General features: G+C 65.9%; 23 protein-coding genes. 9 read left to right on the top strand and 14 right to left on the bottom strand.

Translation table 11 applies throughout. The annotated features are described in order from the left end of the window. Positions 1-191: 191 nt before the first annotated feature. The 8 genes from KPF47_RS00220 to KPF47_RS40700 form a co-directional block, all read right to left on the bottom strand. Positions 192-752: a hypothetical protein gene (locus tag KPF47_RS00220; RefSeq protein WP_224386159.1), complete on the bottom strand. Its 561-nt coding sequence runs from the start codon at positions 750-752 to the stop codon at positions 192-194. A gap of 115 nt (positions 753-867) precedes the next feature. Further along, a complete protein-coding gene (locus KPF47_RS00215) occupies positions 868-1,098 on the bottom strand; it encodes a ribbon-helix-helix domain-containing protein (RefSeq protein WP_224386158.1) in 231 nt (76 codons plus the stop codon). A 25-nt stretch (positions 1,099-1,123) separates the two neighbouring features. After that, positions 1,124-1,921: a ParA family protein gene (locus KPF47_RS00210; RefSeq protein ID WP_224386157.1), complete on the bottom strand. Its 798-nt coding sequence runs from the start codon at positions 1,919-1,921 to the stop codon at positions 1,124-1,126. 472 nt (positions 1,922-2,393) lie between these two features. Continuing rightward, a complete protein-coding gene (locus KPF47_RS00205; protein WP_224386186.1) occupies positions 2,394-5,396 on the bottom strand; it encodes a Tn3 family transposase in 3,003 nt (1,000 codons plus the stop codon). A gap of 118 nt (positions 5,397-5,514) precedes the next feature. Continuing rightward, on the bottom strand, positions 5,515-6,300 hold the full coding sequence (locus tag KPF47_RS00200; RefSeq protein ID WP_224386185.1) for a hypothetical protein: 786 nt from the start codon (positions 6,298-6,300) through the stop codon (positions 5,515-5,517). A 46-nt stretch (positions 6,301-6,346) separates the two neighbouring features. After that, positions 6,347-8,050 carry a type IV secretory system conjugative DNA transfer family protein gene (locus KPF47_RS00195; RefSeq protein WP_224386184.1) on the bottom strand — a complete coding sequence of 568 codons (1,704 nt, stop codon included), beginning with the start codon at positions 8,048-8,050 and terminating at the stop codon, positions 6,347-6,349. 304 nt (positions 8,051-8,354) lie between these two features. Next, positions 8,355-9,263, bottom strand: coding sequence for a DUF2637 domain-containing protein (locus KPF47_RS00190; RefSeq protein ID WP_224386183.1), 909 nt, complete (start codon positions 9,261-9,263; stop codon positions 8,355-8,357). Next, positions 9,260-9,508, bottom strand: coding sequence for a WhiB family transcriptional regulator (locus KPF47_RS40700; protein ID WP_224386182.1), 249 nt, complete (start codon positions 9,506-9,508; stop codon positions 9,260-9,262). The genes KPF47_RS00190 and KPF47_RS40700 overlap by 4 nt, the downstream gene beginning before the upstream one ends. A 135-nt stretch (positions 9,509-9,643) precedes the next feature. On the opposite strand from KPF47_RS40700, the gene KPF47_RS00180 reads away from it, so the two are divergent. The 3 genes from KPF47_RS00180 to KPF47_RS00170 all read left to right on the top strand — a co-directional run bounded on the left by KPF47_RS00180 (position 9,644) and on the right by KPF47_RS00170 (position 12,847). Then, positions 9,644-10,123 (top strand): GntR family transcriptional regulator, encoded by a 480-nt coding sequence (locus KPF47_RS00180; RefSeq protein WP_224386181.1) that lies wholly within the window; start codon positions 9,644-9,646, stop codon positions 10,121-10,123. Between the two features lie 1,375 nt (positions 10,124-11,498). Further along, positions 11,499-11,723: a hypothetical protein gene (locus tag KPF47_RS00175; RefSeq protein ID WP_224386180.1), complete on the top strand. Its 225-nt coding sequence runs from the start codon at positions 11,499-11,501 to the stop codon at positions 11,721-11,723. Positions 11,724-12,001: 278 nt separating this feature from the next. Further along, a complete protein-coding gene (locus tag KPF47_RS00170; RefSeq protein ID WP_224386179.1) occupies positions 12,002-12,847 on the top strand; it encodes an IS5 family transposase in 846 nt (281 codons plus the stop codon). A gap of 31 nt (positions 12,848-12,878) precedes the next feature. Here KPF47_RS00170 and KPF47_RS00165 read toward each other — a convergent pair whose 3' ends face one another. Then, the gene (locus KPF47_RS00165; RefSeq protein WP_224386178.1) at positions 12,879-13,472 is read right to left on the bottom strand and encodes a plasmid pRiA4b ORF-3 family protein; all 594 of its coding nucleotides are present in this window, start codon (positions 13,470-13,472) and stop codon (positions 12,879-12,881) included. Between the two features lie 77 nt (positions 13,473-13,549). On the opposite strand from KPF47_RS00165, the gene KPF47_RS00160 reads away from it, so the two are divergent. Further along, positions 13,550-14,644, top strand: coding sequence for a M20 family metallopeptidase (locus tag KPF47_RS00160; RefSeq protein ID WP_224386177.1), 1,095 nt, complete (start codon positions 13,550-13,552; stop codon positions 14,642-14,644). 19 nt (positions 14,645-14,663) lie between these two features. On the opposite strand, the gene KPF47_RS00155 is transcribed toward KPF47_RS00160, so the two are convergent. From KPF47_RS00155 to KPF47_RS00135, 5 genes are all read right to left on the bottom strand, one after another. After that, a complete protein-coding gene (locus tag KPF47_RS00155) occupies positions 14,664-15,815 on the bottom strand; it encodes an acetyl-CoA carboxylase biotin carboxylase subunit family protein (RefSeq protein WP_224386176.1) in 1,152 nt (383 codons plus the stop codon). Positions 15,816-15,980: 165 nt separating this feature from the next. Further along, entirely contained in the window at positions 15,981-17,534 is a 1,554-nt protein-coding gene (locus KPF47_RS00150; protein WP_255658828.1) for an AbgT family transporter, read from the bottom strand. After that, a complete protein-coding gene (locus tag KPF47_RS00145; RefSeq protein WP_224386174.1) occupies positions 17,531-18,556 on the bottom strand; it encodes an MAB_1171c family putative transporter in 1,026 nt (341 codons plus the stop codon). Before KPF47_RS00145 ends, KPF47_RS00150 begins: the two co-directional genes overlap by 4 nt. Positions 18,557-18,561: 5 nt before the next feature. After that, positions 18,562-19,017, bottom strand: coding sequence for a hypothetical protein (locus KPF47_RS00140; protein WP_224386173.1), 456 nt, complete (start codon positions 19,015-19,017; stop codon positions 18,562-18,564). A gap of 109 nt (positions 19,018-19,126) precedes the next feature. Further along, positions 19,127-19,591, bottom strand: coding sequence for a helix-turn-helix domain-containing protein (locus KPF47_RS00135; protein WP_224386172.1), 465 nt, complete (start codon positions 19,589-19,591; stop codon positions 19,127-19,129). Positions 19,592-19,921: 330 nt separating this feature from the next. Here KPF47_RS00135 and KPF47_RS00130 point away from each other — a divergent pair, with 330 nt between their 5' ends. The 5 genes from KPF47_RS00130 (at position 19,922) to KPF47_RS00110 (ending at position 25,618) form a co-directional block, all read left to right on the top strand. Further along, complete coding sequence (locus tag KPF47_RS00130) at positions 19,922-20,812, top strand: TauD/TfdA family dioxygenase (RefSeq protein WP_224386171.1); 891 nt, start codon at positions 19,922-19,924, stop codon at positions 20,810-20,812. A gap of 4 nt (positions 20,813-20,816) precedes the next feature. Then, a complete protein-coding gene (locus tag KPF47_RS00125; RefSeq protein ID WP_224386170.1) occupies positions 20,817-22,091 on the top strand; it encodes an NAD/NADP octopine/nopaline dehydrogenase family protein in 1,275 nt (424 codons plus the stop codon). Next, positions 22,081-23,367, top strand: coding sequence for an aspartate aminotransferase family protein (locus KPF47_RS00120; protein WP_224386169.1), 1,287 nt, complete (start codon positions 22,081-22,083; stop codon positions 23,365-23,367). The genes KPF47_RS00125 and KPF47_RS00120 overlap by 11 nt, the downstream gene beginning before the upstream one ends. Next, positions 23,364-24,332 carry a TauD/TfdA family dioxygenase gene (locus KPF47_RS00115; protein WP_224386168.1) on the top strand — a complete coding sequence of 323 codons (969 nt, stop codon included), beginning with the start codon at positions 23,364-23,366 and terminating at the stop codon, positions 24,330-24,332. Before KPF47_RS00120 ends, KPF47_RS00115 begins: the two co-directional genes overlap by 4 nt. Before the next feature lie 77 nt (positions 24,333-24,409). Beyond that, positions 24,410-25,618 (top strand): GNAT family N-acetyltransferase, encoded by a 1,209-nt coding sequence (locus tag KPF47_RS00110; RefSeq protein ID WP_224386167.1) that lies wholly within the window; start codon positions 24,410-24,412, stop codon positions 25,616-25,618. Positions 25,619-25,644: the final 26 nt, after the last annotated feature.

Below are 25,644 nucleotides of genomic sequence, written 5' to 3'. Positions count from 1 at the left end.
GCACTCGTGTGCTCGTGTGCTCGTGCACGATTCTGCGGCCGAGGTGCCCGGCTTGTTTGCGGCGCCGCTTCGATGCTGGCATCATCTAGTTCGTAGCCAGTGCTCTGCGGAGTACTGGAAGTGAGCCCGAGAAGTTCCCGCCGGACGACGGGGTCTCGGGCTCGCGCCATATACAGACCTGCGACGCCGAATCAGGCGTCGTAGAACGTCGTCAGGCTGGCGAAACGCTCTAGGTACGCGGGTTCGCCTGCGCGTTGTGCACCTACCGCTCCCGCTACCACGTCGGGGACCCACAACAGCGGGTCCTGAGGCCCCGGCTGGTGATAGACCCGCAGCTCGGAGCCGACCTCACGCCGCGCCCGCATCGCAGCCAGGATCTGCAAGTCGCGGCCGTTCTGCTTGGTCTCACGGGCCTCGATGTAGACCTCACGCACCCCGTGCTGATCCAGCTCAGGAAGCAACCTGGCCAGACAGAGCCGACGACGTCGCTCTGACCTCGCGTGCACGTCAACCGTGACCACGATGAGATGGAGCACGGGAAGGCCGGCGATCGTGTCCGTCAGTAGCTTGCGCCGCGGGGCGTCTTCGTCGTGCCAATGCAGCTTGCGTTGTCCCCTGAGGCGCAGCGCAGCCATCGTCACCCGGGCCGCTTCCTGATCAACCTGGTCGATCAGCGCAGCCGCGAGCACATACGCCCCTGGCCCGAACCGGGGATCCGGCTCCGACTCATCGACGTACGCGCACCAGCTCATCAGGTGAACCTTTCCGGAGCACACCGAAAGACCGGTGGACAGCTCGTCTCAGCCAAAGATCCGAGATCATGCGCACCTGTGCGCACTCACACGAGTGCGGTTGTGCACGTACGCACTAGCTCGAAGCCGTCTGGTCCAGATAGAGCCGAACAGCGTCCTGGACGAGCTGTGCGACGGGGCGGTCCTCCCGGATCGCCTGGTGCTGCAGCTCGTCACGTAGAGACTTCGGGACCCGGGCCGACAGGTACTTCATCGCCACGGAGTCCTCCGCATCGACAGCGGGAGGGGTCGCCGTGGCGGTCTGCGTGGGCTCACGGACCAGGGACTCCGGCTGCGGGGTCAACATCGACGCCCCACCCGGACGCTGACGGTTACGCGGCGGCATTCGTGGACTCCAAACGGTCGGCCAGCTCATCGAAGATTGTCACTAGGTCCCGGGCGACCGATCCGGTCTGAGCCCGCAACGGCTCGGCCGCGTCCATCGCCTCGGCCAGGACCGAACGCGACGGCACAGGCGGGGTCCACACCAGGTCGCCGAACAAGTCCCGGAGGCTGCCCAGGTGCCAGGTGTGCAGCCCACGGCGCCGGTCCTGGGCATTCACGATCACCCCGACCAGAGCCAGGCTCGGCCGGTCGAGATGTTGGGCGCTGGCGGTCAGGAAGTCACGGACCCGGGTTGCGCCGGCGACATGGTCGTACTCGGCGACCACCGGAGCGATCACCCCGTCCGCCGCAGCGAACGACAGCTGCGTGAGATGCCCCAGCGACGGCGGGCAGTCCAGGAACACGACGTCGTAGTCGTCGGTGACACCGTCCAAGCCGCGCGCGAGGCGCAGGTGCGCCCCGAGCTGTCCGGCTTCCGGAACTCGGTTCTCCAGGTCGAAGCGAGACGGGACCAGATCGATCCGTTCCGCCCACGGCACCGACCACCGGCACCCGATCACAGCCTCGGCAGCGCAACCGGTGCGGTTCTCCCGGACGACCTCCGAGGTGGTGACCATCGAAGAGAGGTCGGATTCGGCGTAGCCGAGTCGACGGGTCAGGTTCGCCTGCGGGTCCATGTCGACCATCAGGACGCGGCGGCCGCGCGCGGCGAGCGCATCAGCCAGACAGAGGGCAACGGTCGTCTTGCCCGCACCGCCCTTGTTGTTCGCGATCGCGTAGCGCACAAGGCGCACTATCGCACAGCCGCACTCGTGTATTCACACACGAGCACGTAAACGCACGAATGCGTTTGTGCAGTCGTGCGCGTGTGCACAACTGCACCTGTTTAGTGCGCCTCCGGCGGCCCCTCCGGGGAGGGCCTCCGCTCCAGGATGAGGAGGAGGCGGGTGGGTCATCCCGCCACGACGACGCCCCAAGGGGGCGCCGTAGTATCCGGAATTTTTCGGGCGGATATGGAGGATGCAGGGCTGTGACCTCGTGGTTCGTGGGGATAGGTCAGATAAGCCGCGATTATCGCGTGTCTCAATCTATCGAGGCGGAAGCGACCATGGACTCGTCTCGACAGCAGTGGCCACGGAGTGCGCTGCCAGAGACGACAGTGGGTCTGAGCAGCGACGATGGGTGCTGTGGTGGCTGGCCAGTGAGTGAAACTTGCCCGATGACGGGGGCGTCGCGTCGTGAGGACGGCGAACCTGATCAGAACAGGGTGTCGCGGACACGTAGTGGTCGGTAGCCGGTCGGGCTGAGTTGGGCGAGTTCGCCGTCGATGTCGACCTCGATGGCGCCGAAGAAGTTGATGTTCTCCGAGTGGGCCGGGGAGATGTGGGCCAGGACCTCGTCGTCGATGCGGCGACCGGCGGCGCGCATCTGCTCGACGGCCAGGCCGTAGTACTCGGTCGTCCAGGTGACCACGGCGTTGGTGACGAGGGTGAGGCACCACGCCTGCTCGGTCTGTCCCTCCAGGTGTCGGGCGCGGATCATGCCCTCGTGGGCGTAGAGCAGGTCCCGCTTGAGCGCGTGCAGCGACTCGCCCTTGTTCAGCTGCCGGGAGATCTTGCGCCGGTAGGCCGGATCGGACAGGTACCGGGCGGTGTAGACGGTTCTGCGCAGCGCGCCGTACTCCTTGAGCGCCGCGGCGAGCGCGTTCTGCCGCCCGGACGCCGAGAGTTTCCCGACCAGTAGCGATGCGGTGGCGTGCCCGAACTTCAGCGACCCGGCCAGGCGCAGCAGGTCGTCCCAGTGCTCGGCGATCAGGTCGGTGTTGAGCTTGCGAGCCAACAGCGGCCCCGTCAGGGGGAACGCCGTCTCGGCCGCCGCCTTCGCACCCGTCCGGTAGAGAGTGATCTTGCCCAGGTCCCGGATCCGCGGTGAGAGCTGCAACCCGAGCAGGTCGAACAGCCCGAAGTTGACCAGGGTGACGCCGTGCGTGTCGGTGGCGTGCTCGGTGATCGGGATGTCGGTCGCGTTGCCGAGGATCTCGTCCAGGACGTAGTGCGCCTCGCGTTTCGTGGCGACGATGATCTTCGTGCCGTAGGTGGTATGCTGATCGGTCACGTGCGTGTAGGTCGACAGGCCCTCGTGCGCAAAATACCTGCTCAGAGCCCTGGCGGTGACCGACTTACCTCGCGTCGGGAACCGCTGACCGTCCGAAGAGGACAGCGTGCCGGTGCCGAACACCGGGGTCAGCGGCAGGCGCTGGTGGTAGCCGATCAGCGCCAGGTTCGCCGCCCGCAGCGTTTCCTCCCGTACGTACCACTCGGCGGTCCAGGCCAGGATGTCGTAGGAGATCCCGCACGCGTCCGCCATCCGTGTGAGCCCGAGGTTGGTGGACTGGGCGAGCAACACCGCGATCAGGTTCCGCTTCAGCTCGCGCGTGCGGGCCTGCTTGCCGCCGGCGTGGGTGAAGCAGTCCAGGAACCCGGTGCGCTTGTCCATCTCGATCAGCAGCGACACGATCGGCGCGAACGGCAGCATCTCGGTCAGCTCCGCCTTCAACGCTCTCGCCTCGGCCGGGATGTCCTCCGCGGTCAGCGGGGAGATCACCAGATCGCCGTCGTCGTCCAGGCGGACCGGGCCGTCGCCGTGGGCGAGCGTCGTTTCCAGCTTGCCCAGCGCGGTGTGCAGCTCGTCTTCGGCCTCGGCCAGGCCGGTGGCGGCGTCGGAGGGTTTGCCGACCAGTCGGCAGAACTCCGCCCGCTGATCCGCCCACTTGTCCTCGGTGAGCAGGTAGGCGGCCGGGTCGGAGTAACGGCGGCTGCCCGGCACGAACACGTCCCCGGTGCGCAGCCCGTCCCGCAGGGCCAGCAGCACGCACAGCTCCCAGTAATGCCGATACGCCGTCGCGCTGCGGTTCGCCGCGGCGGTGTCCAGGTAGCCGCGGAAGCGGGCCGGGACGAACCCGCTCGGCGCGTCGTCGGGGACCTTGCGGGCGCCGGTGGCGTTGAGCTCCCGCAGGATCGCCACCGCCTCCAGCAGCTCGGCCGCGGCGGTGCCGCCGGCGAAGGTCACGGCGTCGAGGACGTTCGGGGTGAACTGGCGCAGGTACCCGTACGAGCCGTCCAGCGCGGCGAGGTGCCCGTGATCGCGCGGCAGCGGCGGCAACGCGCTCGACTGCGCCGAACGCAGCCGGTCCCAGCCGACCCGCTCGCCCCGGATCAGACCGCCGACATCGCCGTCCGGCACCGCCGGGTCGGCCACGATGGCCAAGATCGCGTCCAGAAGCTCCTGGCGGTCCTCCCCGGACTTGGCGCGTTCGGCCAGATAGTCCCGCATCCTGTGCGCGGCCTTGCTCTCCCGCGCCGAGAGCGCCTGGTCGAACAGCGCCACCACCTCGTCGAGCACCTCGGTCGCCGACTGGGCCAGCAACGTCAGCAAGATCGGGTACCGGCGTTCCGGCTCCCGCCGTTCCAGCGCTTGGGCGGTGAGGCGGCGACCGACCGTGGCCAGGAACCGGCGGCGTTCGGCCGGCAGCACCGACAGGTCCAACGCGTGGGCGTCCATTCCGCGCAGGAACTCCAGCTTCGCGATCTCGGCCTTCACCGCCGCGGGCGAGGCCTCCACCGGCCCCTTCCCCAGCCACCGCAGCCGGGTCATCCCGATCTCCGAATCCACCACCAGCAGCCCGTCCAGCCCGACGCGGCGGGCGTCGGTGAACTCGTGCGCCAACCGGTCGAACGTCTCCTGCCGGGCCACCTCGCGGGCGTGGGCGACCCGCTTGACCACCGTCACCGGTCCCGGCCGGATCACCCGCGCCGAGATCAGGAACTCGCACGCCAGCCGGAACAGCAGCGTCGGCGAATCATGCTCCATCGCCCGCGCCAGCAGGAACTCGTCGAGCTCCTTGATCTCCAGCGTCGTCGGCGGCCGCCACCCCAGATACTGCGCCGCCAGCCGAAGATGCTCGGTGCGGGTCTTCGCCCGGCGCCCATACGAACCGATCACGGCCGGATCCACGCGCAACTGCTCAGCCAGGCGCACCACCGCCGCCTGCGGCGCCGACGCCACCTCATCCGGCACGAACCCCAACCACGACAACGAGCACACCGCGACCGCCAGACCCAGCCGATCCGCCGCGCCCCGGCCCCGACCGGGATCAACAAACGCAACGTCCGCCGGGGCCAGCGTGAAGAACCGGAACAACTCCTCCCGGCCGATCTCCGGGAACCGCCGCAGCCTCTCCAGCTCGACGTCTGTGAACACCGGAGCGACCACCCGACAACCTCCCGACCAGAACCCCAGAAACCCCCTGGTCAGGAGCCTACCCAGCCATATCCGCCCGATTATTCCCGGATACTACGGCGACCCCCACAAGCGAAAATCAGCCGGCCTCACGGGCACGGCGTGCGGCAACGTCAGCGTCCACCGCGCGGCGCCAGAACGGCGCCCAGTGCTCCGGCCGGATCGGATCATCCCGGAGGTACACGGTCTCGCGTCCGAGTTCGGCCTGGAGCTGCTCCAGCTCTGTCGCGGGCCGGACCGGATGGCCGGTCTCCCGGAACCCATTCCCAGACAGCACCGGCGCGCCGTCGGGGCCCGCGCCGTCGTGCCGCCCCGGAGAGCAGACCCGTTCCCGCGGGGCCATGTGGGCGAAGATCGCACTCAGCGCGTTCGGCAGCCACCGGTTCTGCCAGTCCGCGACCGCGGCCGCCGACGCTGCCGAGCCGCTGTAGGCCGCCACGTAAGTGGTGTGCAGCGCGGAGAGAAACCGCACCACCGGCCGGTGCAGAGCCCAGCAGTCGGGCAGATGCCCACGAGGCACCTCGTACCAAGGACCCAGGACGTCGGCGACCCACGTCGCCAACCGTGTCCACTCCTCCGCCGCCTCATCTGCGCTCAGGGTCTCCCACACCACACCGCTGACGACCTCCTCGCCACCAGTCCCCCCGTCACCGCTCGTCGATGCCCGGCCCCGGACCTCCGCGACCTGCTCGGCGAGGGTGTCCAGACGCGGGATGACCTGCGCGAGCAGGCCCGCGGACTCGGTGACGGTCTCGCCCAGGCCGCCGAGCGTCCCCTGCAGCTCGTCGAGGACGGTGCCGTGACGTCGAGTCCGGGCGTCGAGATCGGCGATGATCTCGTCTCGGACGTTGTCCGCGGCGCTCACGCAGCTACCTCCGTTGCCGACGTCGGGTGGATCGTGTCCAGGATGCTCACGTGGCGTCGTGGGCCAGGCCGAGCATCGCCCTGCGAGTCGCGACCAGCTCGTGGCCGGGGGTGTAGCGCACGACTGCGGGCCGCGGTGCGAGGCCAAGCACGTACGCATGGTGACGGGGCATCCGGGAGATGACGTCACCTTCCACCACCAGCTCCCGAGGGCGGCTCACCGACACCGACCGGGACCGGCGACCGTCGCCCTGAGACTCTCCCTCGGTGTCGTGCCGTACTCGCCGTTTACCCGCGAGGTAGGCCAGACCGTCAAGGTCATCGGTGCTCGACACCCCCGGCAGGATGACCTTGACCGGCAGGTTCTGCCAGATCACGTCCCCAGCGTCGCGGCCCCAGCGGGTCGACAGCTGAGCCAAGGACTGGAACACCCCGACGACCGTGATGCCCCACCCGCGAGAGTCCGCGGCCCACCGATCCAGCGGGACCGGGGTCAGGTTCGCGACCTCGTCGAGCAGGAACGTGCATGTCGTCGGCAGCACCCCGCCCGCCTCGGCGGCCGCACGTTGCGCCTCGGCGAAGACCGCTTCCACCAGGGCGGTGAACAGCGGCGCCACCCGGTTGTCGTTCGCGCCGCCGACCAGGTAGAGGCTGCCGTGCGCAGCGAGGAACTCCCCCAGATCGAGAGTGTCGCCGTCGGTGGCGGTGCACGCGGCCGCGATCGTCGGCGACTGCATGAACGCGAGCGCGGCGTGCACGTTGGTCATCACCGTCGCCGCGGTCTTCTCGTTCTGGGTCAGTGCGGTGCGCAGCATGCCCGGGAGCGTGGCGTCCACCGCTGCCGTCCCAGCCTGAACCGCACGGGTCAGGATCTCGACCGGGACCGGAACGGTGCCGCGCGGCTCGTAGCGGGTGTTGACCCACGAAACGACGGTGTCCATGCGGCGCCCGGCAATCGCCGCGGCCATCAGGCAGCCCCGCAGGATCAGCTCGGCCTGCCCAGACCAGTACGAGGCGTCCTCGACCCCGTTGACCCCGCCGGAGCCCCGCACCAGCGCCGCAGCGCGAGCCGACGCGACAGCGCTGTCCTCGCACCCCGCCACCGGGTCCCACCGGAATGTCGAGCTGACCCCGGCCAGGGCCTCGGGGTTGAAGACCGCGACCGGCCCGCGGGTCGTCCGCCGCAGCGCCATCGTCGCCCGAGCGAGCTCCGTTTTGGTCGAGGTCACCACAGCCGCACCAGGAGCATCGAGAACCAGCCGGGTCAGATACTGGCTCTTGCCCGAGCCCTGCGGGCCGAGGATTCCGACCCCCCGGGTCCACGGCGCGTACACCCGCGTGCGGCGCAGCCGCAGGTGAGCCGGTCCGGAGACCAGACGGCCGGCCTCCCAGCCGGAGAAGTGCAGCGGTGCCGTGAACGGGTCGCGGTCACGGAAGATCCCCGCCGCGGTCAGCCGGACGCCTCGCTCCCCCGCCTGCTCCGCCACATCACGGTTGGACAGCCACCCATCCTGACCGCCCAGCTCACGCCGGAACACCCGTGCCGGGTGGAAGTGCCACCGGTGGTGCACCAGTGCTCCGGCCGCCGCGAGGGAGCCGACGGCGCCCCCAACGAGCGCAGCATCATCGACGAGCCCGGCGAGTGACTCCCACACCGGCGCCGCGGCCAGGCCCGCCGACCCGACGGCGACGGCCAGGCCGCCACCGCCGAGCACCTGGTGCCGGGACCGGATCTCCGCATCGGTCAGCATCGCGATCACCTCAACCAACGGGTCGGAGGCAGCGAGATCGGCGACAGACCGTGTACGGGACGCCCAGCCCCCTGCACGCCGCGCCACCGAGCCAGCGCAGGACGTGGAGACAGCCACGGGCCCACAGCGCGCGCGACCCGCAGCGCGTGACCGCCAGCCACAAGCAGGAGCGGCCGGAACCGGTGTGCCAACGGAGCCAGCAGCACCGTTAGAGCCTGGGCGACTCCCGGTACGTACGCCGTGATGAGCACAGCGACGGCGAAGACCGCCGCGACCCGCTTGACCTTGGACAACGTGGAGCGCATCAGGAAGCACCTCCTACCGAGACCAGCGCCAGCGGAGCCGCGTCCCCGGAGGCGCGGTGTCGCAGGTCGGCCGCCTGCCGGATGAGGCGTCGGCCCGTACGGTCCGAGACGCCGAACTCGGCTCCTACCGAGCGCCCGGTCAGCTCCTCACCCGCGTTCAGACGTCGGGCAAGGGCCTGCACACGGGGCTCAGCGGTTCGGCCGGCCTCCGGCGCCTCGTCGACCTGAGCAGCTCGTCGCTGGACACCATCAGACTGCTCGGCGGCAGCCGAACGCGGCGCCGCCGCGGCATCAGGAGCTTCGGCCCACCAGTCCAGCGATCGGTCGTCCTCGCGTTCCTCGACCTCGTCCAGGTAGCCGATGACGATCGGTTCCCCAGGCCCAGCCGGAGCGTCCGATGCAACGACGGGCCGACTGATCGAGCCCCGTCGCGGCCCGGACCGGTAAGCGACAAGCGCGACCAGCTCCAAGGTGATCGCCAGAGCCAGTGGCGGGAACAGCGCCACCGCGACAGCCTCTGGCCTGGGCTGGGCGACTGCGGCGAGGTTGGCCAGGATCGTGACGACCATGCCGAAGCCGAACGCGAGCCAGGGGAACACACCCGCGGGATCGCCGCGGTGACGGCGCACCCAGATCACGACCAACGCCGCGACGAGCATCCCGTCCACGCTCAGCGGCAGCCACGGCGCCATCACCGGGTCGCCGTTGGTCGCGATGACGTCGCGGGCGTGTCGATAGGAGGCGACAGCGGCCGGAACACCCACCGCGCCGACCGTGCTGACGGCGAGCAGCGCGGGCCACGTCCGGCTCCACCAGTGACGTGCGCGCGCAGCGCTCTCATCGGGGGTCTCGGCCGTCGACCAACCCCAGTTCGCAACCGCCGCCTGAGTGTCCGCCGGGGTGCTCACGCCGCCTCCGTCCCGGTGCGCCCCTCGGCGCGAACCGCGCGCCGATCAGCCGCGGTGAGCCCACCCGCAACGCCGTACGGCAGCTCCATCCCGAGCACCACCGACCGGCAGTCGGCAAGCAGCGGGCAGCGACCACACACCCGCAGAGCCCGCCGCTCCCCGTCGGTGGGCCGCCCTGCCTTGCCCGACTCCGCGACGGGAAACATCCGCTCCGGATCCGCGGCGCAGACAACTGCGCGTGTCATCCTGTCCATTGGTCGTTCTCCCAGCTATCAGAGGCAGCGAGATCGGCCTATGCCGCGGCGGGGGCCCAATCCCCGCCGCGGTCCGGGCCGGACCAGACTGGCGTGTGCCAACTGGCATGTGCCAGGCTAGGCGACATGAGCGCCTATGTCTATGCCAGTTGGCCTAGGCTGCCTTTCGTGGCTGAGTCGAGGGGACGCCCGGCGATCGCAGCGGAGGTCCGCGCAGCAATTCGTGCAGGTGAGTACCGACCCGGGCATCAGTTGCCCTCGGCGCGTGTGCTCGCTGACCAGTTCGGTGTAGCCCGAGGCACGGTGGGAGCTGCGATGGATCAGCTCGTTCGAGAGGGGCTAGTGGAGTCGAGGCCCCGCACCGGCTGGTTTGTCGCGGAGAGAACTGCTCCCATCCAGATCGAACGTGCCACACGCGAGCACGCCAAGGCTGTCGATCGCATTGAGGCGGCTCCCGCAGGCAAGGACGACGCAGACCGCCTCGGAGTGCCTGTCGGATCTCCCCTCCTAGTAGTAACGCGCACTCCACTGGTCGACGGAGTGGAGGACCCCGCTCGTTCGGAGCGGCTCGTCGTCGCTAGCACCCAGCTCATCTACGAGGTCTGAGGTTGCAGCTCTTTGCACAAATCCGCGAGCGGACGGCGTGTCCGGGGGCTGTTGGAACAGCTCTACGGCATGATCCGGCGCCATGAGCCGGAGGAAGGACCCGCGGGGGAGACCGTCGATAGGCCAGCCAGAGATGGTGTGGGGCCGTGTGTCGACGGATGTCCGTGACCAGGTCGACGCCCTCTCCGACGAGCTCGGCATCCCGAAGTCACGCGTCGTTGCTGCGTTGATCGAGGTCGGTCTCACCAACCTGGATCAGGCCCGGTTCCCCGTGAGTCGTCGTGCGCAACCGGAGCTGCCGCTGACTGAAGCCTCATAAACAGAACGAGGCGGCCCTTGCCGGGGCCGCCTCGTTCGAATCCTCACGTCACTCGGTCATGCACCCGAGCGACGTCGGTGCCCTGGCGTACCGGGGCGGTTCCCAACTCCCTGCGAAGAGAAGGGGCGCTGTCGCGCTCCCGACGATGAGAAGGGGCGCTGTCGCGTGCCCAGAGTAACCCCTGCGCGCAGAATTACGCACGCACCACACCGCCGAGACCGGGCAGAGACGTCTCCCCGCACTCCAGTACCTAGGGCATGCCGACGTGCCGTTTACGGCCGTCGGCGGGCAGCTCGCCGAGTCCGAGCCGGGGGTTTCGCAGTGCACCCGGGTTGGCGCGGCCGGGTCCCGGCCGGTCGAGTCGTGGTCACTGACCAGCACGAAGCTCGTGCATGGCTGGACCAGATGCTCGACGAGGAACTGTGGCGTGCGGACCGGCTTCGAACCAGCCGCGCGATTCTGCTCACCCTCGTCGAGGCGATGGACTGGCGAACCGGCCTGGTCACCGGCGCGACCCGCGATAAGGCCGCTCAACGGGCTGCAGTCAGCACACGGACGGTGAGCCGAGTCCTTGCCTGGGCCGCCCAGGTCGGGCTCCTGGTTTGCGTCGAGGGAGGCGCCACGGCTGAGTTCCTAGGCGTCACTACCAACCGCGCTCCGGCCTACGTCTTCACTGCCCAGACAGGCATGCCGGCCCCTACCCGGAGGAGGGAGTCGGCGGCTCATGGTGTGGACAAAAATGGCAACCCCCCCGCATCTTGCGTAAGCACTCAAACCCTTGTGCACGAGGGCGCGAAGCGCGCTTCACAGAAGCGGCGAGCCTGGCCGGGTCGAGACCGAGCCAGGGACAGCCAAGAGCGGTTGGCCGCGACGCAGACGGTCTTGGACCGAGCAGGGGTCCGCCGTGTCCCGGTGTGGAAGGCGTCGGCGATGCTGGCGCGCTGGTGGCACTCTGCCTGGTCCGTGGCGGGGTTGCTCTATGCAATCGACCACCACCCTGACCGGCCCGGAGAGTCTCGAGGTGACGCGATCCGAGGTGCCCGCGACCCGCTGGCCGTGATCGGGCACCGGCTCGCCGCATGGACCGGCCGCGAGCACGAGCTGCCCGCCGCCGTCCAGGCCGTCGACCCGGACGAGCGCCGCCGCCGCGCGGCGCGTCTGGCCGAGCAGTTCAACGAGCCCGCCCAGCAGCCGCGGTGCACCGGTTCCACCACGATCGGCCGCCAGCAAGCCCGGGAGCTGTTCGCCAGTGCTCAGCGGGCCCGTCGAGCGGCCCCGTGATCTTTGTTTGCCGTCGTCGTGCATGTGTGCACGTGTGCGCTCGGGCTGTGTGGGCGTGGAGGGGTATCTGAGCAATGGCGGTCTAAGAGGTCATTTCAGAACGAGGTCGACGTGTCTGTTGTAGACGACAAGCGGCTATCTGACCTGCCGTTTGATCTGTCGTCGAGGGGTCAATGGAAACTCGACAAGTCGTTCTGAAACGACCTCTAAGAGGTCGTTTCAGAAGTCGGCGTGTCGGTCCTGTGTGGATCGGCGCTGGTAGCTGATCATGTCCGGTCGTGGCGCGGCGATCTTGTGTCGAGCGATTGGTGAGCGACGAGCTGTGGGCGCTGGTGGAGCCGCTGCTGCCCAAGCCGCGCAAGCACAAGCGGGGACGGACAGGCCGTCCGCGGGTGCCGGATCGGGCCGCTCTGGCCGGGATCGTGTTCGTGCTCAAGACCGGGATCAGCTGGAACGCGCTGCCCGCCGAGCTCGGCTGTGGGTCCGGAGTGACCTGCTGGCGGCGGCTACGGCAGTGGCAGCAGGCCGGGGTCTGGGCCCAGCTGCACCGGGTGATGCTCGACCGCCTCGCCCAGCAGGGCCTGCTGGACTGGTCGCGGGCGGCGGTGGACAGCGTGAGCGTGCGGGCCAAGCGCCGCGGCGAGGCCACCGGGCCCTCGCCGACCGATCGCGGGAAGGCGGGCAGCAAGTACCACGTGCTCTGCGACCGAGGCGGGCTCCCGCTGCATGCGCTGGTCACCGGGGCGAACACCCACGACAGTCGGATGCTCGCCCCGCTGCTGGACACCAACCCCGGCGTCCGCGAACGGGCGGGACAGCCGGGGCGTCCGCGACGTCGGCCGGACAAGGTGCACGCCGACAAGGGCTACGACTATCCCCGCTGCCGCCGCTACCTGAGTGGGCGTGGGATCGGGGTGCGGATCGCCCGGCGCGGGATCGAGGACTCCACCCGGCTCGGGCGGGTCCGCTGGGTCGTCGAGCGCACCATGTCCTGGCTGCTGGACTTCCGCCGCCTCGCGCTGCGCTACGACCGCGCCGAATCCACGATCACCGCGCTGTTATCGCTGGCCTGCGCCCTGATCTGCCACCGCCGCCTCACCAAGCCGAAGCCGAAGCCGAAGTGATGGTCGACCCAGCCCTCGCTGAGGCACTCGCCTACGAGGTCGGGGCCAGCGGCCGCCAGGCCAGCCACTCCAAGGCCCGGTCGGCCTCGTCAGGGTCGAAGCGGTGCGGGTCGAACGGCCCGCCCGCCCACTCCAGGCGCTCGGCGCGGTCGGGATGGTCAGGGTCGGCGAGCACGGCCTGGAAGTCCTCATACCCCCCGATCCCGCCGACGTCCTCGGGCGGGCACGCCCCCTGCCCGGCGACGCATCGCGGATAGCACACTCCCGGCTCGACGGCCGCGACCGCCTCGACGGTGATCTCGTGGGCCCAGTTGTCACCGAAGTCGTAGACGTAACCGAACCGGTCACCAGCCTTGACCAGCCGAAACAGCTTCTCTTTCGTCTCGTCGGCGACATCCTGTCCGGGCCAGTCCGGGTCTGGGATCCCGTAGCGGCGCCCGACGATCTCGAACTCGTGCAGATGAGAGTTCGTCCAGCCCATCACTGACTGCACCACCTCGTGCAACACCGCCAAGTCGACCTCGCCCGGCACCTGCACCCGACGCCGGACCGCCGGCACCACCTCGGTCAGGACGATCTCCAACTCGAAAATCTTCGTCTTCTCAGACACACGAGGCGCGACCATCAGCCGATGCTGCCAGCCCCGCCGTCACCGGCAGAACCGGGCCCACCACTTCTGAAACGACGTCTAAGCTGGGTTTCATGCTGGTTCGAGACGGCACCCGTGTCACGTCTATGCTCGACGATCTTCGCCAGCTCGTTGAGATCGAGTCTCCCTCGGGTGATCCGACGTCACTGCAGTCCTCAGGGCTCGCCGTCGCCGACCTCCTCGAACGGAGACTCGGTCGGTCGGTGCATCTGGTACACACCGAAGTCGGACCCCATGTGCTGTGGGATGGGGGTGGCGAGACCCGCGTGCTGGTGCTCGGGCACCACGACACTGTGTTCCCACTCGGAACGCTCGCGGCTCGCCCCTTCGCCGTCGACGATCGGATCGTCACCGGCCCAGGTGTGTTCGACATGCTCGGTGGCATCGTGCAGGGTGTGGAGGGGCTAAGCCGTTTGCCAGTGCTCGACCACGTCAAGGTGTTGGTTACCTGTGACGAGGAGACAGGGTCGCACCATTCCCGCGAGCTGATCGAGGAACTCGCAACGGGGTGCCGTGCCGTTCTGGTACTTGAAGGCGCCGGTGTGGGTGGCGCCCTCAAGACGAGTAGAAAGGGATGTGGAACCTTCGGGGTCCACGTGACCGGGCGTGCTTCTCATGCCGGTCTCGAACCCGAGGCCGGCATCAACGCTCTGATCGAAGCTGCACATCAGGTGCACGAGATCGCTGCACTAGGGCGACCCGATCTCGGAACGACAGTCATCCCCACACTGGCGAGAGCCGGGACTCTCGACAACGTCGTTCCCGCATACGCCGAGATCGCGGTCGATGTGCGCGTGGAGACCAACGAGGAGAAGGCCCGCGTTGAGCAGAGCTTCGCAGCGCTCGCCCCGCGCCTCCCCGGAGCTGCGCTGACCGTGTCGGGCGGCATCGGACGCCCCCCGATGCCACGCTCGACGGCGATCGAGTTAATCGCCCTCGCACGAAGACTTTGCCCCGGTGTGGAGGATGTCCACGTCGGCGGAGGCAGCGACGGAAACTTCACCGCCGCTCTCGGGGTCCCGACCCTCGACGGCCTCGGTGCGGTCGGTGGCGGAGCGCACAGCGACGATGAGCACCTGCTCATCGACTTCATGGTTGAGCGCGCCGACCTCGTTGCAGGACTGGTCCGCACCTCCACTGCCGACTGAGCCGGATGACCTCTGCCATTCATCGTTCATACTCGACCGTGAATCGTGTCTCGAGCAGTTCTATCAGGGGTTCGACCTCCTCTATCGAAGACAGATGACAGTGACTCATCCCCGACATCGACGACGCGTAGAGAGTGCCGTCGATGCACTGTCCCGGGCGAACTCGCACTTCAGTATCAATCACTGCAGGAACATCCTCGAATATATTACAATCGGGTACCGAGCGTACGGTTCCGCGCCGAAGCGGAAACTGCACTGTCAACCATACTCCTGGTGAAACTCTCGGACTCCATTCGATTTGTTCGTTCAGCTCTGTCGCCATGAAGTGGCGCCAGGTGTCAAACCCATAAGCGTCAAGCATTTGCCTAGGAACAACTCCGCCGCCCGGTCGGCAAGCGATCTCGCCAACCATGAAACCGTCCTTGGTTCGGAACGCCTCCATGTGGGTGACTGAATTCTGTAGCCCTAGGGCCGCAACGGCACGGCGGTGGAGCTCTCTAAGTGCATAGGTATGGGGGGAGCTACTAGGCAGCGTGAATGAACCGTACGTACGGCCGAATGCATTCAAAGTAGGTCTGATGTACTGAGAACTCGCGACAAACACGACCTCGCCATCGTAGACGAGGCCGTCGCAGTGGAACTCTTCGTCGAACTGGACGAACTCCTCGACGAGGAAAGGTGCCGACTGTTCGCGCAGGAACGGGCTGTCTGATCGGGTGAGTGCGTCGAGTTCGCCGTTGTCGCGCACGACGTGAACGTGGGCCGCGCCGTCGCTCCAAACAGGCTTCACGACGGCGGGGAAACCGTTCTCAAGTACTCGTTCCCGAAGCACCTGGCTGGTTTCGGCCAAGCGGTCGTCCGCGACCGGTACGCCGGCGGCCCGCAACCGATTCTTCATTGCGTGCTTGTTACAGAAGGCGTGTGCAACGTCAAACGACATCCCGGCCATACCAAAGTAGGAACGCAGGTATCCACCGGTCGGTATCGAGCTTTCGCCTGGTGCGACGATAGCTGCAAAATCGCGGTGGCTACCCAATTTTAAAGCGGCCTGTCGTACCTCGTCAAGATTCTGGACGTCCTGCACGATTTCGACGGCTTCCATAGGTGGGTAAACTGACAGGCAGTCCGCTTCGGTAATCAATGAGATTCGTAGTTTTGGGTCGATGGCCATGCGGTGCACCAGCTCAAGCCGTCGTCGCCCTACGACTAGAATGTCGCGGCCACCGATGTGAACACCCGGAGTTCCTCGGCTACCCATAAACGTATCCCACCGTTCTTCTCGTTCGGCTTAAGTCTTTAGAAGGTAATGCTACGTGCCTTGGTGGCTACCTACTGGCTAGAGACCAAATGGTATACCGAGCAGATGCCAGAGGATGAAGAAGAGGATCCACACGATCCAGACCGCACCTGCAACGGGCAACGTCAGTGAAACCAAAGTCCCGATGCCCGCTGTCTTGCGATACGTCTGTAGGTGTCGGAGTGCCATCGCGAAATAAGGACTCATCGGCGTAATGCAGTTCGTGGCCGAGTCGGCGACGCGGTAGACCGCCTGCGTGGCCTCAGCAGGGATTCCTGTTAGGAGCAGCATCGGCACGACGACGGGAGCAACCAACGACCATAGAGCTGATCCGCTGGTGATGAACAAGTTCATCACAGTGATGACAGCGGCGACGCCGACGAGCACCAGCCACTCGTGTGCTCCTAGTCTGGTTAGGGTTTCCGCACCCCTAATGGCAACAATCTCACCTATGTTGGTCCAGGTGAAGTAGGCGAGGAACTGCGAGATTGCGAAGAACAAGACCAAAGTTGGCGCCAGAGAGCGAACGCCGTCGCTCATCGCGGCGACAACGTCACGAGCGCAGGTGAACGTTCCGGTCGTCAGGCCGTAGGCCAGGCCGACAGCGGTGAAGAACACCCCGAGCACCAGGGCGATCCCGGTGATCAGTGGAGACTGGGTCAGGCTCCCACCGGGCCCGCGCAGCGGCGAGCCTGATGGAAGCACCACGAGAATGAGGGCGACAACGAAGCCGAGTGCGACCGCAGCGCTCGCCCACAGTCCACGGGTCTCCCGGTTGTTTGGCTCATTGGGCGCGTGGGCAGCATCTGTTTTCAAACCCGCGGTCTCGTCATGGCCGAGGCCGGGTGACCGGGCGAGCACAGTCTCTACGACCACGGTGATAGTTGCAGCGATGAGAAGCGAAGACGCGAGACCAAAAAAGTAGTTCGACAGAGGGCTCACTACCAGGCCGGGGTCTACTGTGTTTGCCGCTGCGGTCGTGATGCCCGAGAGTAGGACGTCGGTACTGGTCAGCAGGGGAGAGGCGTCGTAGCCGGCGGAGACGGACACGAACGCGACAACGCAACCGAGGAGTGGACTGCGCCCGGCTGCCTGAAACGCCATCGCTCCGATCGGGATCAGTGTCACGTAAGCAGCGTCGCCGGCAACGTGGCCGACCATGGCGGTCAGCGACAGGACAAAGGTCAGTGAGGGGCCCGAGACCTGCAGCACCATGCGCTGCAGGAGCGCAGTGATGAGTCCGCTGCGGTCCGCCACCGAGATACCGAGGAGCACGACGATGACAGTGGCTAAGGGAGGGAAGCTCGCGTAGTTCCGGACCGCGCCACCGACCATCATCGCAACACCATCAGAGCTGAGCAGGCTGCGGACATGCAGGAGCCTGCCACTCGAGTTCCGGGCGGCGAACCCGGTGGTCGAGAGCGCGGCGCTGAGCACGATGACTGCGAGGGCCAGCATCCAGAACAACCAGAACGGGTCTGGAAGCCTATTGCCGAGCCGTTCGACCGCCGCGAGAGCCCGGGCTACGGTGCGGCCGCCAGTGTGATGCGGGTGAGTAGGTCGCGCCGAAGAGAATCCTCGGGCTTCGTTCATGTGGATCGCGACATGTGCACGAGCCAAGCCACCTCATCAGCGAGTCTGGGCTGACCGGCAGGAACAGAGAGGCCACCGTCGGCCTGAAGGGAGAGCCGGGCGTCCTGGATCTCGACGACGCGACGACAGAGGTGATAGCGGACGTCGCGTACCCGCAGGCAGTCGGCCCACCGTGAGCGCGGCGGGTCGAGGGCGATCGTGGGAACTTGCCTGTAGAGCGAGGACCACAGTGGGTAGAGCGCAAGATGATTGCGATAGTCGCGCCACCAGAGAGCCGCAGCCGACAGCTTGATACCCCACGACGGCAGAGTGAAACCCACAACTATGAGCAGGGCGCCGACACCAACGCACAAAGGCGTTGCCAATTCGATGTCCGGGAAGTCGGCGCGCAGGCCCGGAAGCATCACGCCAACGACTCGATGAACGCAGTACAGCAGATAGACAGAAGCGCCGAACGCGGAAACGTACAGGCCGCGCCGCAACCACGCACCGGTGGCGACACGCGCATACCGTAGGCACGTTAATAGCACCCCAAGCAGTCCTGCGACAAAAGAAGCGATGTAAAGCAAGAGATAAACTGCAACCGACGGTAACTCAAGGTTGTCTAGTAGGTATCTTCCGGAGCGGGCTGTAACGGTGTTGGTCGCAGCCAACCACATATCTATCAGCACTCCGGACATGATCACCGAAAGCACGATCCAAATAATCGCTCGACGCTGCGCTCGCTCCACTGGGTAGGCCCAGTAGCTCAGCGCAACTAACATTCCAGTGCTGTAGACAACGCCGCCGAGCAAATGCACAACGAGGGCATTAACGTTCGGAACTCCGACAATCTGATCAATGAAGGTTGCAACTGTCGGGGCCGACAAAGTCAAGGATACGGCTTTGGCTGCAAACGCAAGAATGAGCATTTGTAACGATCGATCCTCCGCGCGACCTCGCAGTCCTACTGCTAGGTACACGTCTGCGATTAAACAGACCACAGCACACGACAAGAACGTCCAGTCCTTGATTTCGTCCACAACACCTACCTCTCGAGCCAATCTCTGCGCAGCGACCGGGAGATGCGCTTCAGCGCGTCGGTCTCCGCGCACCAAGGAGCTACCAGCGTCGGCTGCTCGTTGCGAGCAAGGCGCTCCAGTAGCACCGTCGCGACGACCTCGGCTTCCTGCTCGTCGCGGTCATCGTAACCGCCTCGGCCCAACATCCCGCGGACAAAGGTCGGGTCGAGATCGGGGAACAGGAGCGCAATCACTTGGTCGGTCATCGATTTTGTACTCGTGTGACCGCACAGCATGTGGGCGAACTCGTGGGCAACGATGTGAATGCGGTGCTGAAACCCGGCTGACGCCTCATACACGACGAGGTCGATCTCCGCAGTCTCGACCCACAAGCCGCTCAGTCCGCTGGTTTTTACGTCGAGTCCTATTAGTTCGACAGGGCGTTTTCGCACCGTGCTGACCCGTTTTTGCAGCGCGGACATGTCGCACGGGTCTGGCAAGTCGAGAGATTCGACCAGGGACCGAGCTCGCCGCCGCAGGCTGCGAAAATTCGGCTGTTGCGGCCGGCTAGGTCCACTTCGATGCGCCATCTCACGTTTCCCCGTCTACGGGGGGCAGCCCCTGGAGCTTGCGAACCTGATCGAGGACTGAGGTAATGGCCTCGAGGTTCTCGCTCGACAGTCCCATAGCTCGTATCGCGATGCCTCGGATACCTGCGGCGCGCAGCTCTTCAAGGGTGTCGAGCTGCGCGGTGATGCGGTCGGATTCGTCTCGGTCAAGAAAGTAGCTGGGCGAGACGCCGAAGTATTCAGCGAGCGCCACCAAGAGATCTCGTGACGGATTGACCCGAGTTCCTGCGCGAAGGGCGGACAGATAAGCGCCACTCACCCGCAGTCCCGGTCGACGCCGCTGTATCTCGGCGGCGACCACCTTGTTGGTGAGCCTCTTGTCGCCGCTTCGCATCCGGAACAGTCGATCGAGACGGGAGCCCAGGAGTGATACCTGCTCGTCGGCGAGCGAGGCCTGCTCGACGACGGGGCGAGGGGGGCGCTGCATCCCGCCGTCATCGGTGTTTGCGCCAGTCACTCTCTGCCTCCCAGCTGCTGGAGCCGTAGTCGTCTCCCGACCAGCGTAGACAACGAGCAGTTGAAGTCAAGTCAGAAAATCAACTGACAGTTGCGCTAGGTTCGAAGCTGTGCTTACGTCACCTCAAGTGCTCGCCCCAACAGTCGAACCGAGCCCGCCCGTGGCCGGAGCCTAGAGGGATGCTGCCTAGCGCAGCACATGTTCGAGACCGCCTGGCTGGTGTCGTCCTTTCGCGAGACAAGATCACGAACCTCACGAAGGAGCTGACTCATGCCTAGAACAGGACCGAACGCCCGGATCGTGCTGGACGACACCGAACAGGCATTGGTGGAGGAGATCGTCCATAAGGTGCACGAGAACTGTCCCGGCCAGACCGAATACCGCTACTTGAATTTCCTGCGCGAGCACGTCGTGACGCCGATCGACCGAGTGCGTGCGTTCTGCGATGCCAATAAGGGCGAGCCCGTCTTGGTGAATCATCTCCCGCGGTTCGACGACGTCGAGCACAGCAAGATCTTGGCACTTCTTCTCGGGCGCACGGTCGGGGTCCCCGTCGCTTACAGCGATTACAACGGGTCCTACATTACCGATATCCGCCCGACTGAACTCTCGAAAGAGAAAAGTTCGGGTACCGACCTGCTGGCGATGCACAACGACCTCGCGTGGGCCGACGACGTGTGTCGACCCCGGACGCTGGTCTTGGTACCGCATGTGGCCGAGGGAGCGGTGCCTTGCACGCTTCTCGCCCCGGCCCGCACGGTCGTCGAGCGACTAGCCCCCGACGTCGTCGACGTACTGTGTTTGCCGATCTTCGAGGCACGAGCAGGTTCTTCGTTGGGCTGGGGTTACGAGCGGGTGCGTCAGATGCCGCTGATCGAGTTCATTGACGGAGCCGTCGTCGTGCGGCTCAACTTCTCGGCCTTCACCCCAATCTCCGGTCTGGCCCCGGAACAGCGTGCTGCCGCTGATGCCGCCCATCAGCAGCTCCACGCGACCGCGCTGGAGGTCGGCCGACTCCACGGACATGCGGCGCGCGAGGGCGAGGCATTAATCATCCCGAACGACCACTGTCTACACGGACGCGATCCAATCGACACAGGTGCTTGCCGTCGGCTTCTGTTGCGCTCATACGTGGTGCCCGACGAGATCGTCGAACACCACGGCCGCACAATGATCTCGCTCGAGTACTGACTCGATGTCGGGTATCGTCGTGATTGGCGGGGGACACGTCGGCCTCACACTGCTCACCGACCTGGTCTGCCTCGAAGAGCACCAGGACCTGCACCCCACGCTGCTGTTCGTACGAGAGAACGCCCAGGCGCGGGCTTCAGGCACGATCACTCGGACAAATCTGCTCGACGGGGAGCAGGACAGCGTGAGGTTGAGAGCAGATCACTTCGAATCACTCCATAGTCCGTGCGCCGACGCACTCCTGAGTCGAGCCGATCACATCATCGTGACCGTCCCGGATATCCCTGTGCTACGGCTCGAGCTGCTGAGACGTATTGCCGGGCTCAGGAGCCTGGCTGGAAAAGTGATCACGTTCGTCCGCGCGGGGCAGGGCGGGCAGCCCGTCGTCGCCAATTGGGTGCGAGGCACGCCGCAACTCCGTGACGCCTCGATCGTTCTGGTCGAGGACTCCTTCTACGGAACGCGGGTCGCCGGTGCCCACATCACGTTCAAACGCAAGCTCTCGGTGAACGTCTCGGTGTACTCGCGCACTCCTCAAATAGCAATCACGCGGCTCCGAGAACTGTTCCCGCTGGGCGAGCGAATCGGAAGGACGTCGTGGCCGGAGATCGTGGTGCGCTCAGGCACCGGTCTGCTGTTCGACCCGCTCGGCTACATCATTCATGTCGGGGTCGCGTTCTACGCCCGCAACCTCGCCCGGACTCACGCCGGCCACCGCTACCTGCACTACACCGACGGCATCGACCGCAACCTCGCCCCTCTGCTCGCTCAGCTCGACGAGGAACGGGTCCAGCTGGCCCAGGCCTATGGCGTTGAGACCGAGACTTTTCCTCAGATCATCGAGCGCCAGTACGGACTGCCGTACCGGTCGGATTTCTACGAGATGATGCAGTCTTGCCGAGAAATCTATCGCTCGACATCATGCGCCTCACTCGCAGAGTTGCGACACTCACGGCTCGTTCGCGAGGATCTCCCGGGCTTACGGACGATCCGCTGGCTCGCAGATGTAGCGGGCATCGCCCTGCCAGCAACTGAACGCTACGAGGCCGAGGTTGAGCGAACTGCTACTAGCCTCGGAGTGTCTGCGAGCGATCTGAACGGGTATAGCGCCCAGTTGGCGCTCATACCAGCTGATGTGTCGTTCCTACGTTCCGTTTTGGAGGCGCCGCACGACCTCCAGGGGAACCACCAGGAACCCTTCCTTTTATTGCCAATGGGCACAGGCGGTGTGCCGACCGGCGACACCTCCCAAGGAATGGAGCCGCGCCGTGCTGGATGACGCTCTACAGCATGCACACGCCAGATATGCGCAACGTCGTCCGATGAGCGCGCGATTACACGCTTCGGCGGCGAGATTCCTGCCGTCAGGAACTACGAGGTCGGTCCTGGACCTCACGCCGTTCCCGTTCGCCGTCGAGTCCGGTTGGGGCTGCCGGCTCCGGGACGTCGACGGTCATGAGTATCTCGACTACCTTGGTGACTACAGCGTGGGATTGGCGGGTCATAATCCGCGAGAGGTACGCGAGGCGGTCGAGTCAGTCCTGGTCAGCGGGTGGTCGTTCGGCGCGGTCGCGCCCGTGGAGGCCGAGGTGGCTCGTCTCTTGTGCGAGCGGTATGCGTCGATGGATCGCGTCCGATTCACTAGCTCCGGAACCGAGGCCAACCTGGTAGCGGTGTCCTTGGCAGCGAAGGCGTCGGGGCACACCACGGTGCTCGGCTTCGATGGCGGATACCATGGTGGATTCCTCAGCTTTGCTCGCGGCAGCGACTCGCTCAATGTCCCCTTTGAGTTGACGATCTGCGACTACAACGATCTCGACTCCGTCACCTCGGCTTTCCGTGCCTACGGGGGCCGCCTCGCCTGCGTATTGCTCGAGCCGATGCTCGGCTCCGGCGGGCGGATCCCGGGTGATGCAACCTTCCTGCAGGGGGTTCGTGACCTGTGCACCGATCATGGCGTAGTTCTGATCTTCGACGAGGTGCAGACATCGCGGACGACGCCTGGCGGCGCCCAGTCAGCTCTGGGAATCAACGCTGATCTGACCACAGTCGGGAAATACATCGGCGGCGGGCTGGGCTTCGGAGCCGTCGGTGGTCGCGAGGATGTCATGTGCTTACTCGACCGTTCTCATGAACCACACTTTGACCACTCCGGGACGTTCAATAACAACCGATTCTCTATGGCGGCAGCGGCCGCCATGCTCGGACGGGTCCTCACCGCCGAGCGCCTCGACGACTTGCACCAGCGCGGAGAGCGATTGCGCAAGCACGCCGATGAGTTGCTCCGCACACGCGGATTTCAGGCAACCGGCTGGGGCTCGTTAATGAGTATCCATCCGACCGACCGACCGATCCGTAGTGCGGCGGACCTCGCCGGAATCGACCGGAGGCGTGTGCAGCTTCTGTTTCACGAGCTTCTCGAGCGCAATGTCTATATCGGAAGGTCGGGCTTCGTGACCTTGTCCTTGGTCCACGACGACGAGACCGACCACGCGTTCCTGACCGCACTCGGGGAAGCTCTCGATGCCCACGATCACCACGAATGGATGTCATGACGACTGCCGACACACTCGACGTATTCGTCCTTGAGGACGGCTTCCCCCCGATTGCCCGACGCCGTGGCCATGCTGCGCGCCCGGTCGATGCGCTCGAGGACCTGGGTCCTGCAGAGCGGACTCAGATCCGCGATCTACTGGACTCAGCCGGTGCAGTGCTCTTCCGAGACTTTGAAGTGTATACCGTCGAGGAGTTCGAGGGCGTCGCGCAGAGCCTGCTCGGCCAACTTGCCCCGTACCGAGGCGGTGACTCGCCACGTCAAGCCGAGAAGGGCCTGATCTACAACGCGGCCGGGCCGAGTCCATCGAGGCTCCTCCGAGCGCACAACGAGCTGTCCTACGCGCCGTGGCACCCGAAGACCCTGTGCTTTGGCTGCAGTCGCCCCGCGGATGAGGGCGGTGCGACCACGCTCATCGACGGGCATCGAGTCTATCAGGCGCTTCCTGCGGAGATCCGCGAGGCTTTTCACACCCGAGGCGTCATCTATGTCCAGCATCTCCCCCACGTCAGCGGCGACGCGAGCGGGGTTAAGTCTTGGTCGGAGACCTTCGAGTCCGACGATCGTGACGCTGTCACGGCGCTGTGCGAGTCCACCTACACCTCGTCGGAGTGGACCGAGTTGGGCCTGCTCACCACCAACCGAACGCCGGGGACGCTGCTTGTCGGCACCGATCGTCGTGAGGTCTGGTTCAACCAGGCCCACATCTGGCGCAAGGACGACAGCGTCACTCCCGACGCCACGAACATGGACCGGTGGCGTAAGCGTATCGGCTACGGCGCGATCTTCGGGGACGGGACGGATATCCCGATCGACTACGTTGAGGTCATCAGCCGAACTCTGACCGAGTGCACAGTGCCGGTGCAGTGGGAGGCCGGCGACGTGCTGCTGATCGACAACCGAGCCGTAATGCACGGCCGTCTACCGTTCTCCGGACCGCGTGAGGTCTTCGTCGCGTTCGCCTGATTGGACTGCCTACCCGGAACCATCGACCCCGCACGCAGTGCTGGGCGTCCTCGACGTCTCGACCGACGGAGCCCACGATGCCCCTGACGCCCATCATTCCGAACCTGACGCGACCCGTGGCCGAGGCGAATCACCCCAACCAGCTCATCGTCGAGACGGTCGACAGCATCAGCGACATCGCGGAGCCCGAGTATGAGGTCCTGACCCGCGGCCGTTCTTTCTACGTCGCGCGCCCCTGGCTCCTTGCTGTCGAGTACGCCCGCGGCGGTAACGTCCGCTACTTGTGCTGCCGTTACGGTCTCCATCGAAGCTTGGTCGGTGTGCTTCCCGTCTACGGGGAGTCACCCGGCCCATATCACCTCTATGAAACATTCCTCAGCCGATCGCACGCTCGCTTCGCTCGCGATGAGTGGTCACCGGCCGCGGTGGTCGGCGCCCAAGCCGGTTACTCGACAGAGTTCGCGATCGACCGCGCACTCGACGCCGTCACGGCCGAGGCCGTCCTCTCAATGCTCCTTGATGCAGCGGGCCATGGGCCGGGGACTTCGCGCGTGCCCCTTACTGCGCTGCACCTCAACCCGGTGGGAAGAGCGCAGCTTCGTGCGCTCGGTGTTCATGATGACGCCTTCTTCACGACAGGTGCGAACTGCGTCATCGACATCGAACACGCGACCCTCGCCGAGTACATCGACGCGCTCGGTGGCCGTCAGCGGCGGGAGATGCGGCGTGAACAAAGAATCTTCGAAGGTGCCGGATACACGTTGTCGCGACGGGGTTTAAGCGATTGTGTGGATGTAGCCGCCGTGTTGTGCACGCAGTTGCAGAGCAAGTACGGCGACCACGCTTCCTCCGTTACGGCTCGCCGGCAGTACATGACGAAGCTCGCCGAGGCTGCCGACGACCACAGCCATGTGCTTCTCCTCGAGGACGGCGAGCGCGCCGTCGGCGTCGTCATCTGCTTCGCGTGGGGCAACACACTCTACGTCCGACAGGCAGGATTCGACTATGCGCGAATCGGCCGCAACTTCGAGTACTTCAACCTTTGCATCTATTCAACCGTCCACCTTGCGATGCAGCAGTCCCTGCAGGCGGTGCATCTCGGGATGTCCTCATACACGGCCAAGCTCTCTCGTGGCGCGCGGATCGAACGTCTGGAGGGCCTCGCGATGTCCGCGACGGGAGAGTCTCCTACCGACCAAGAGGAGTTTGCGCGACGGCAGGACGGCCTGCGGTCGATGTTGGAGCGCGGCGACGGACGCGAGATCGACCGGGACGACAGCAGGTGATCGGCACACCCGCCTTCACCAGCAGC

The organism is Pseudonocardia sp. ICBG1293 (assembly GCF_020131355.1).
Lineage (GTDB): Bacteria > Actinomycetota > Actinomycetes > Mycobacteriales > Pseudonocardiaceae > Pseudonocardia.
This window is presented reverse-complemented; position numbering and strand designations above follow the sequence as displayed.

Coding starts and splice junctions, on each gene's coding strand:
- KPF47_RS00195 (WP_224386184.1), bottom strand. CDS start 8,050: ATGCTGACCGATGCGGAGATCCGGTCCCGGCACCAGGTGCTCGGCGGT.
- KPF47_RS00215 (WP_224386158.1), bottom strand. CDS start 1,098: ATGTTGACCCCGCAGCCGGAGTCCCTGGTCCGTGAGCCCACGCAGACC.
- KPF47_RS00150 (WP_255658828.1), bottom strand. CDS start 17,534: ATGAACGAAGCCCGAGGATTCTCTTCGGCGCGACCTACTCACCCGCAT.
- KPF47_RS00115 (WP_224386168.1), top strand. CDS start 23,364: ATGACGACTGCCGACACACTCGACGTATTCGTCCTTGAGGACGGCTTC.
- KPF47_RS00135 (WP_224386172.1), bottom strand. CDS start 19,591: ATGCAGCGCCCCCCTCGCCCCGTCGTCGAGCAGGCCTCGCTCGCCGAC.
- KPF47_RS00220 (WP_224386159.1), bottom strand. CDS start 752: ATGAGCTGGTGCGCGTACGTCGATGAGTCGGAGCCGGATCCCCGGTTC.
- KPF47_RS00155 (WP_224386176.1), bottom strand. CDS start 15,815: ATGGCCATCGACCCAAAACTACGAATCTCATTGATTACCGAAGCGGAC.
- KPF47_RS00180 (WP_224386181.1), top strand. CDS start 9,644: ATGAGCGCCTATGTCTATGCCAGTTGGCCTAGGCTGCCTTTCGTGGCT.
- KPF47_RS00165 (WP_224386178.1), bottom strand. CDS start 13,472: ATGGTCGCGCCTCGTGTGTCTGAGAAGACGAAGATTTTCGAGTTGGAG.
- KPF47_RS00160 (WP_224386177.1), top strand. CDS start 13,550: ATGCTGGTTCGAGACGGCACCCGTGTCACGTCTATGCTCGACGATCTT.
- KPF47_RS40700 (WP_224386182.1), bottom strand. CDS start 9,508: ATGACACGCGCAGTTGTCTGCGCCGCGGATCCGGAGCGGATGTTTCCC.
- KPF47_RS00125 (WP_224386170.1), top strand. CDS start 20,817: ATGTCGGGTATCGTCGTGATTGGCGGGGGACACGTCGGCCTCACACTG.
- KPF47_RS00110 (WP_224386167.1), top strand. CDS start 24,410: ATGCCCCTGACGCCCATCATTCCGAACCTGACGCGACCCGTGGCCGAG.
- KPF47_RS00140 (WP_224386173.1), bottom strand. CDS start 19,017: ATGTCCGCGCTGCAAAAACGGGTCAGCACGGTGCGAAAACGCCCTGTC.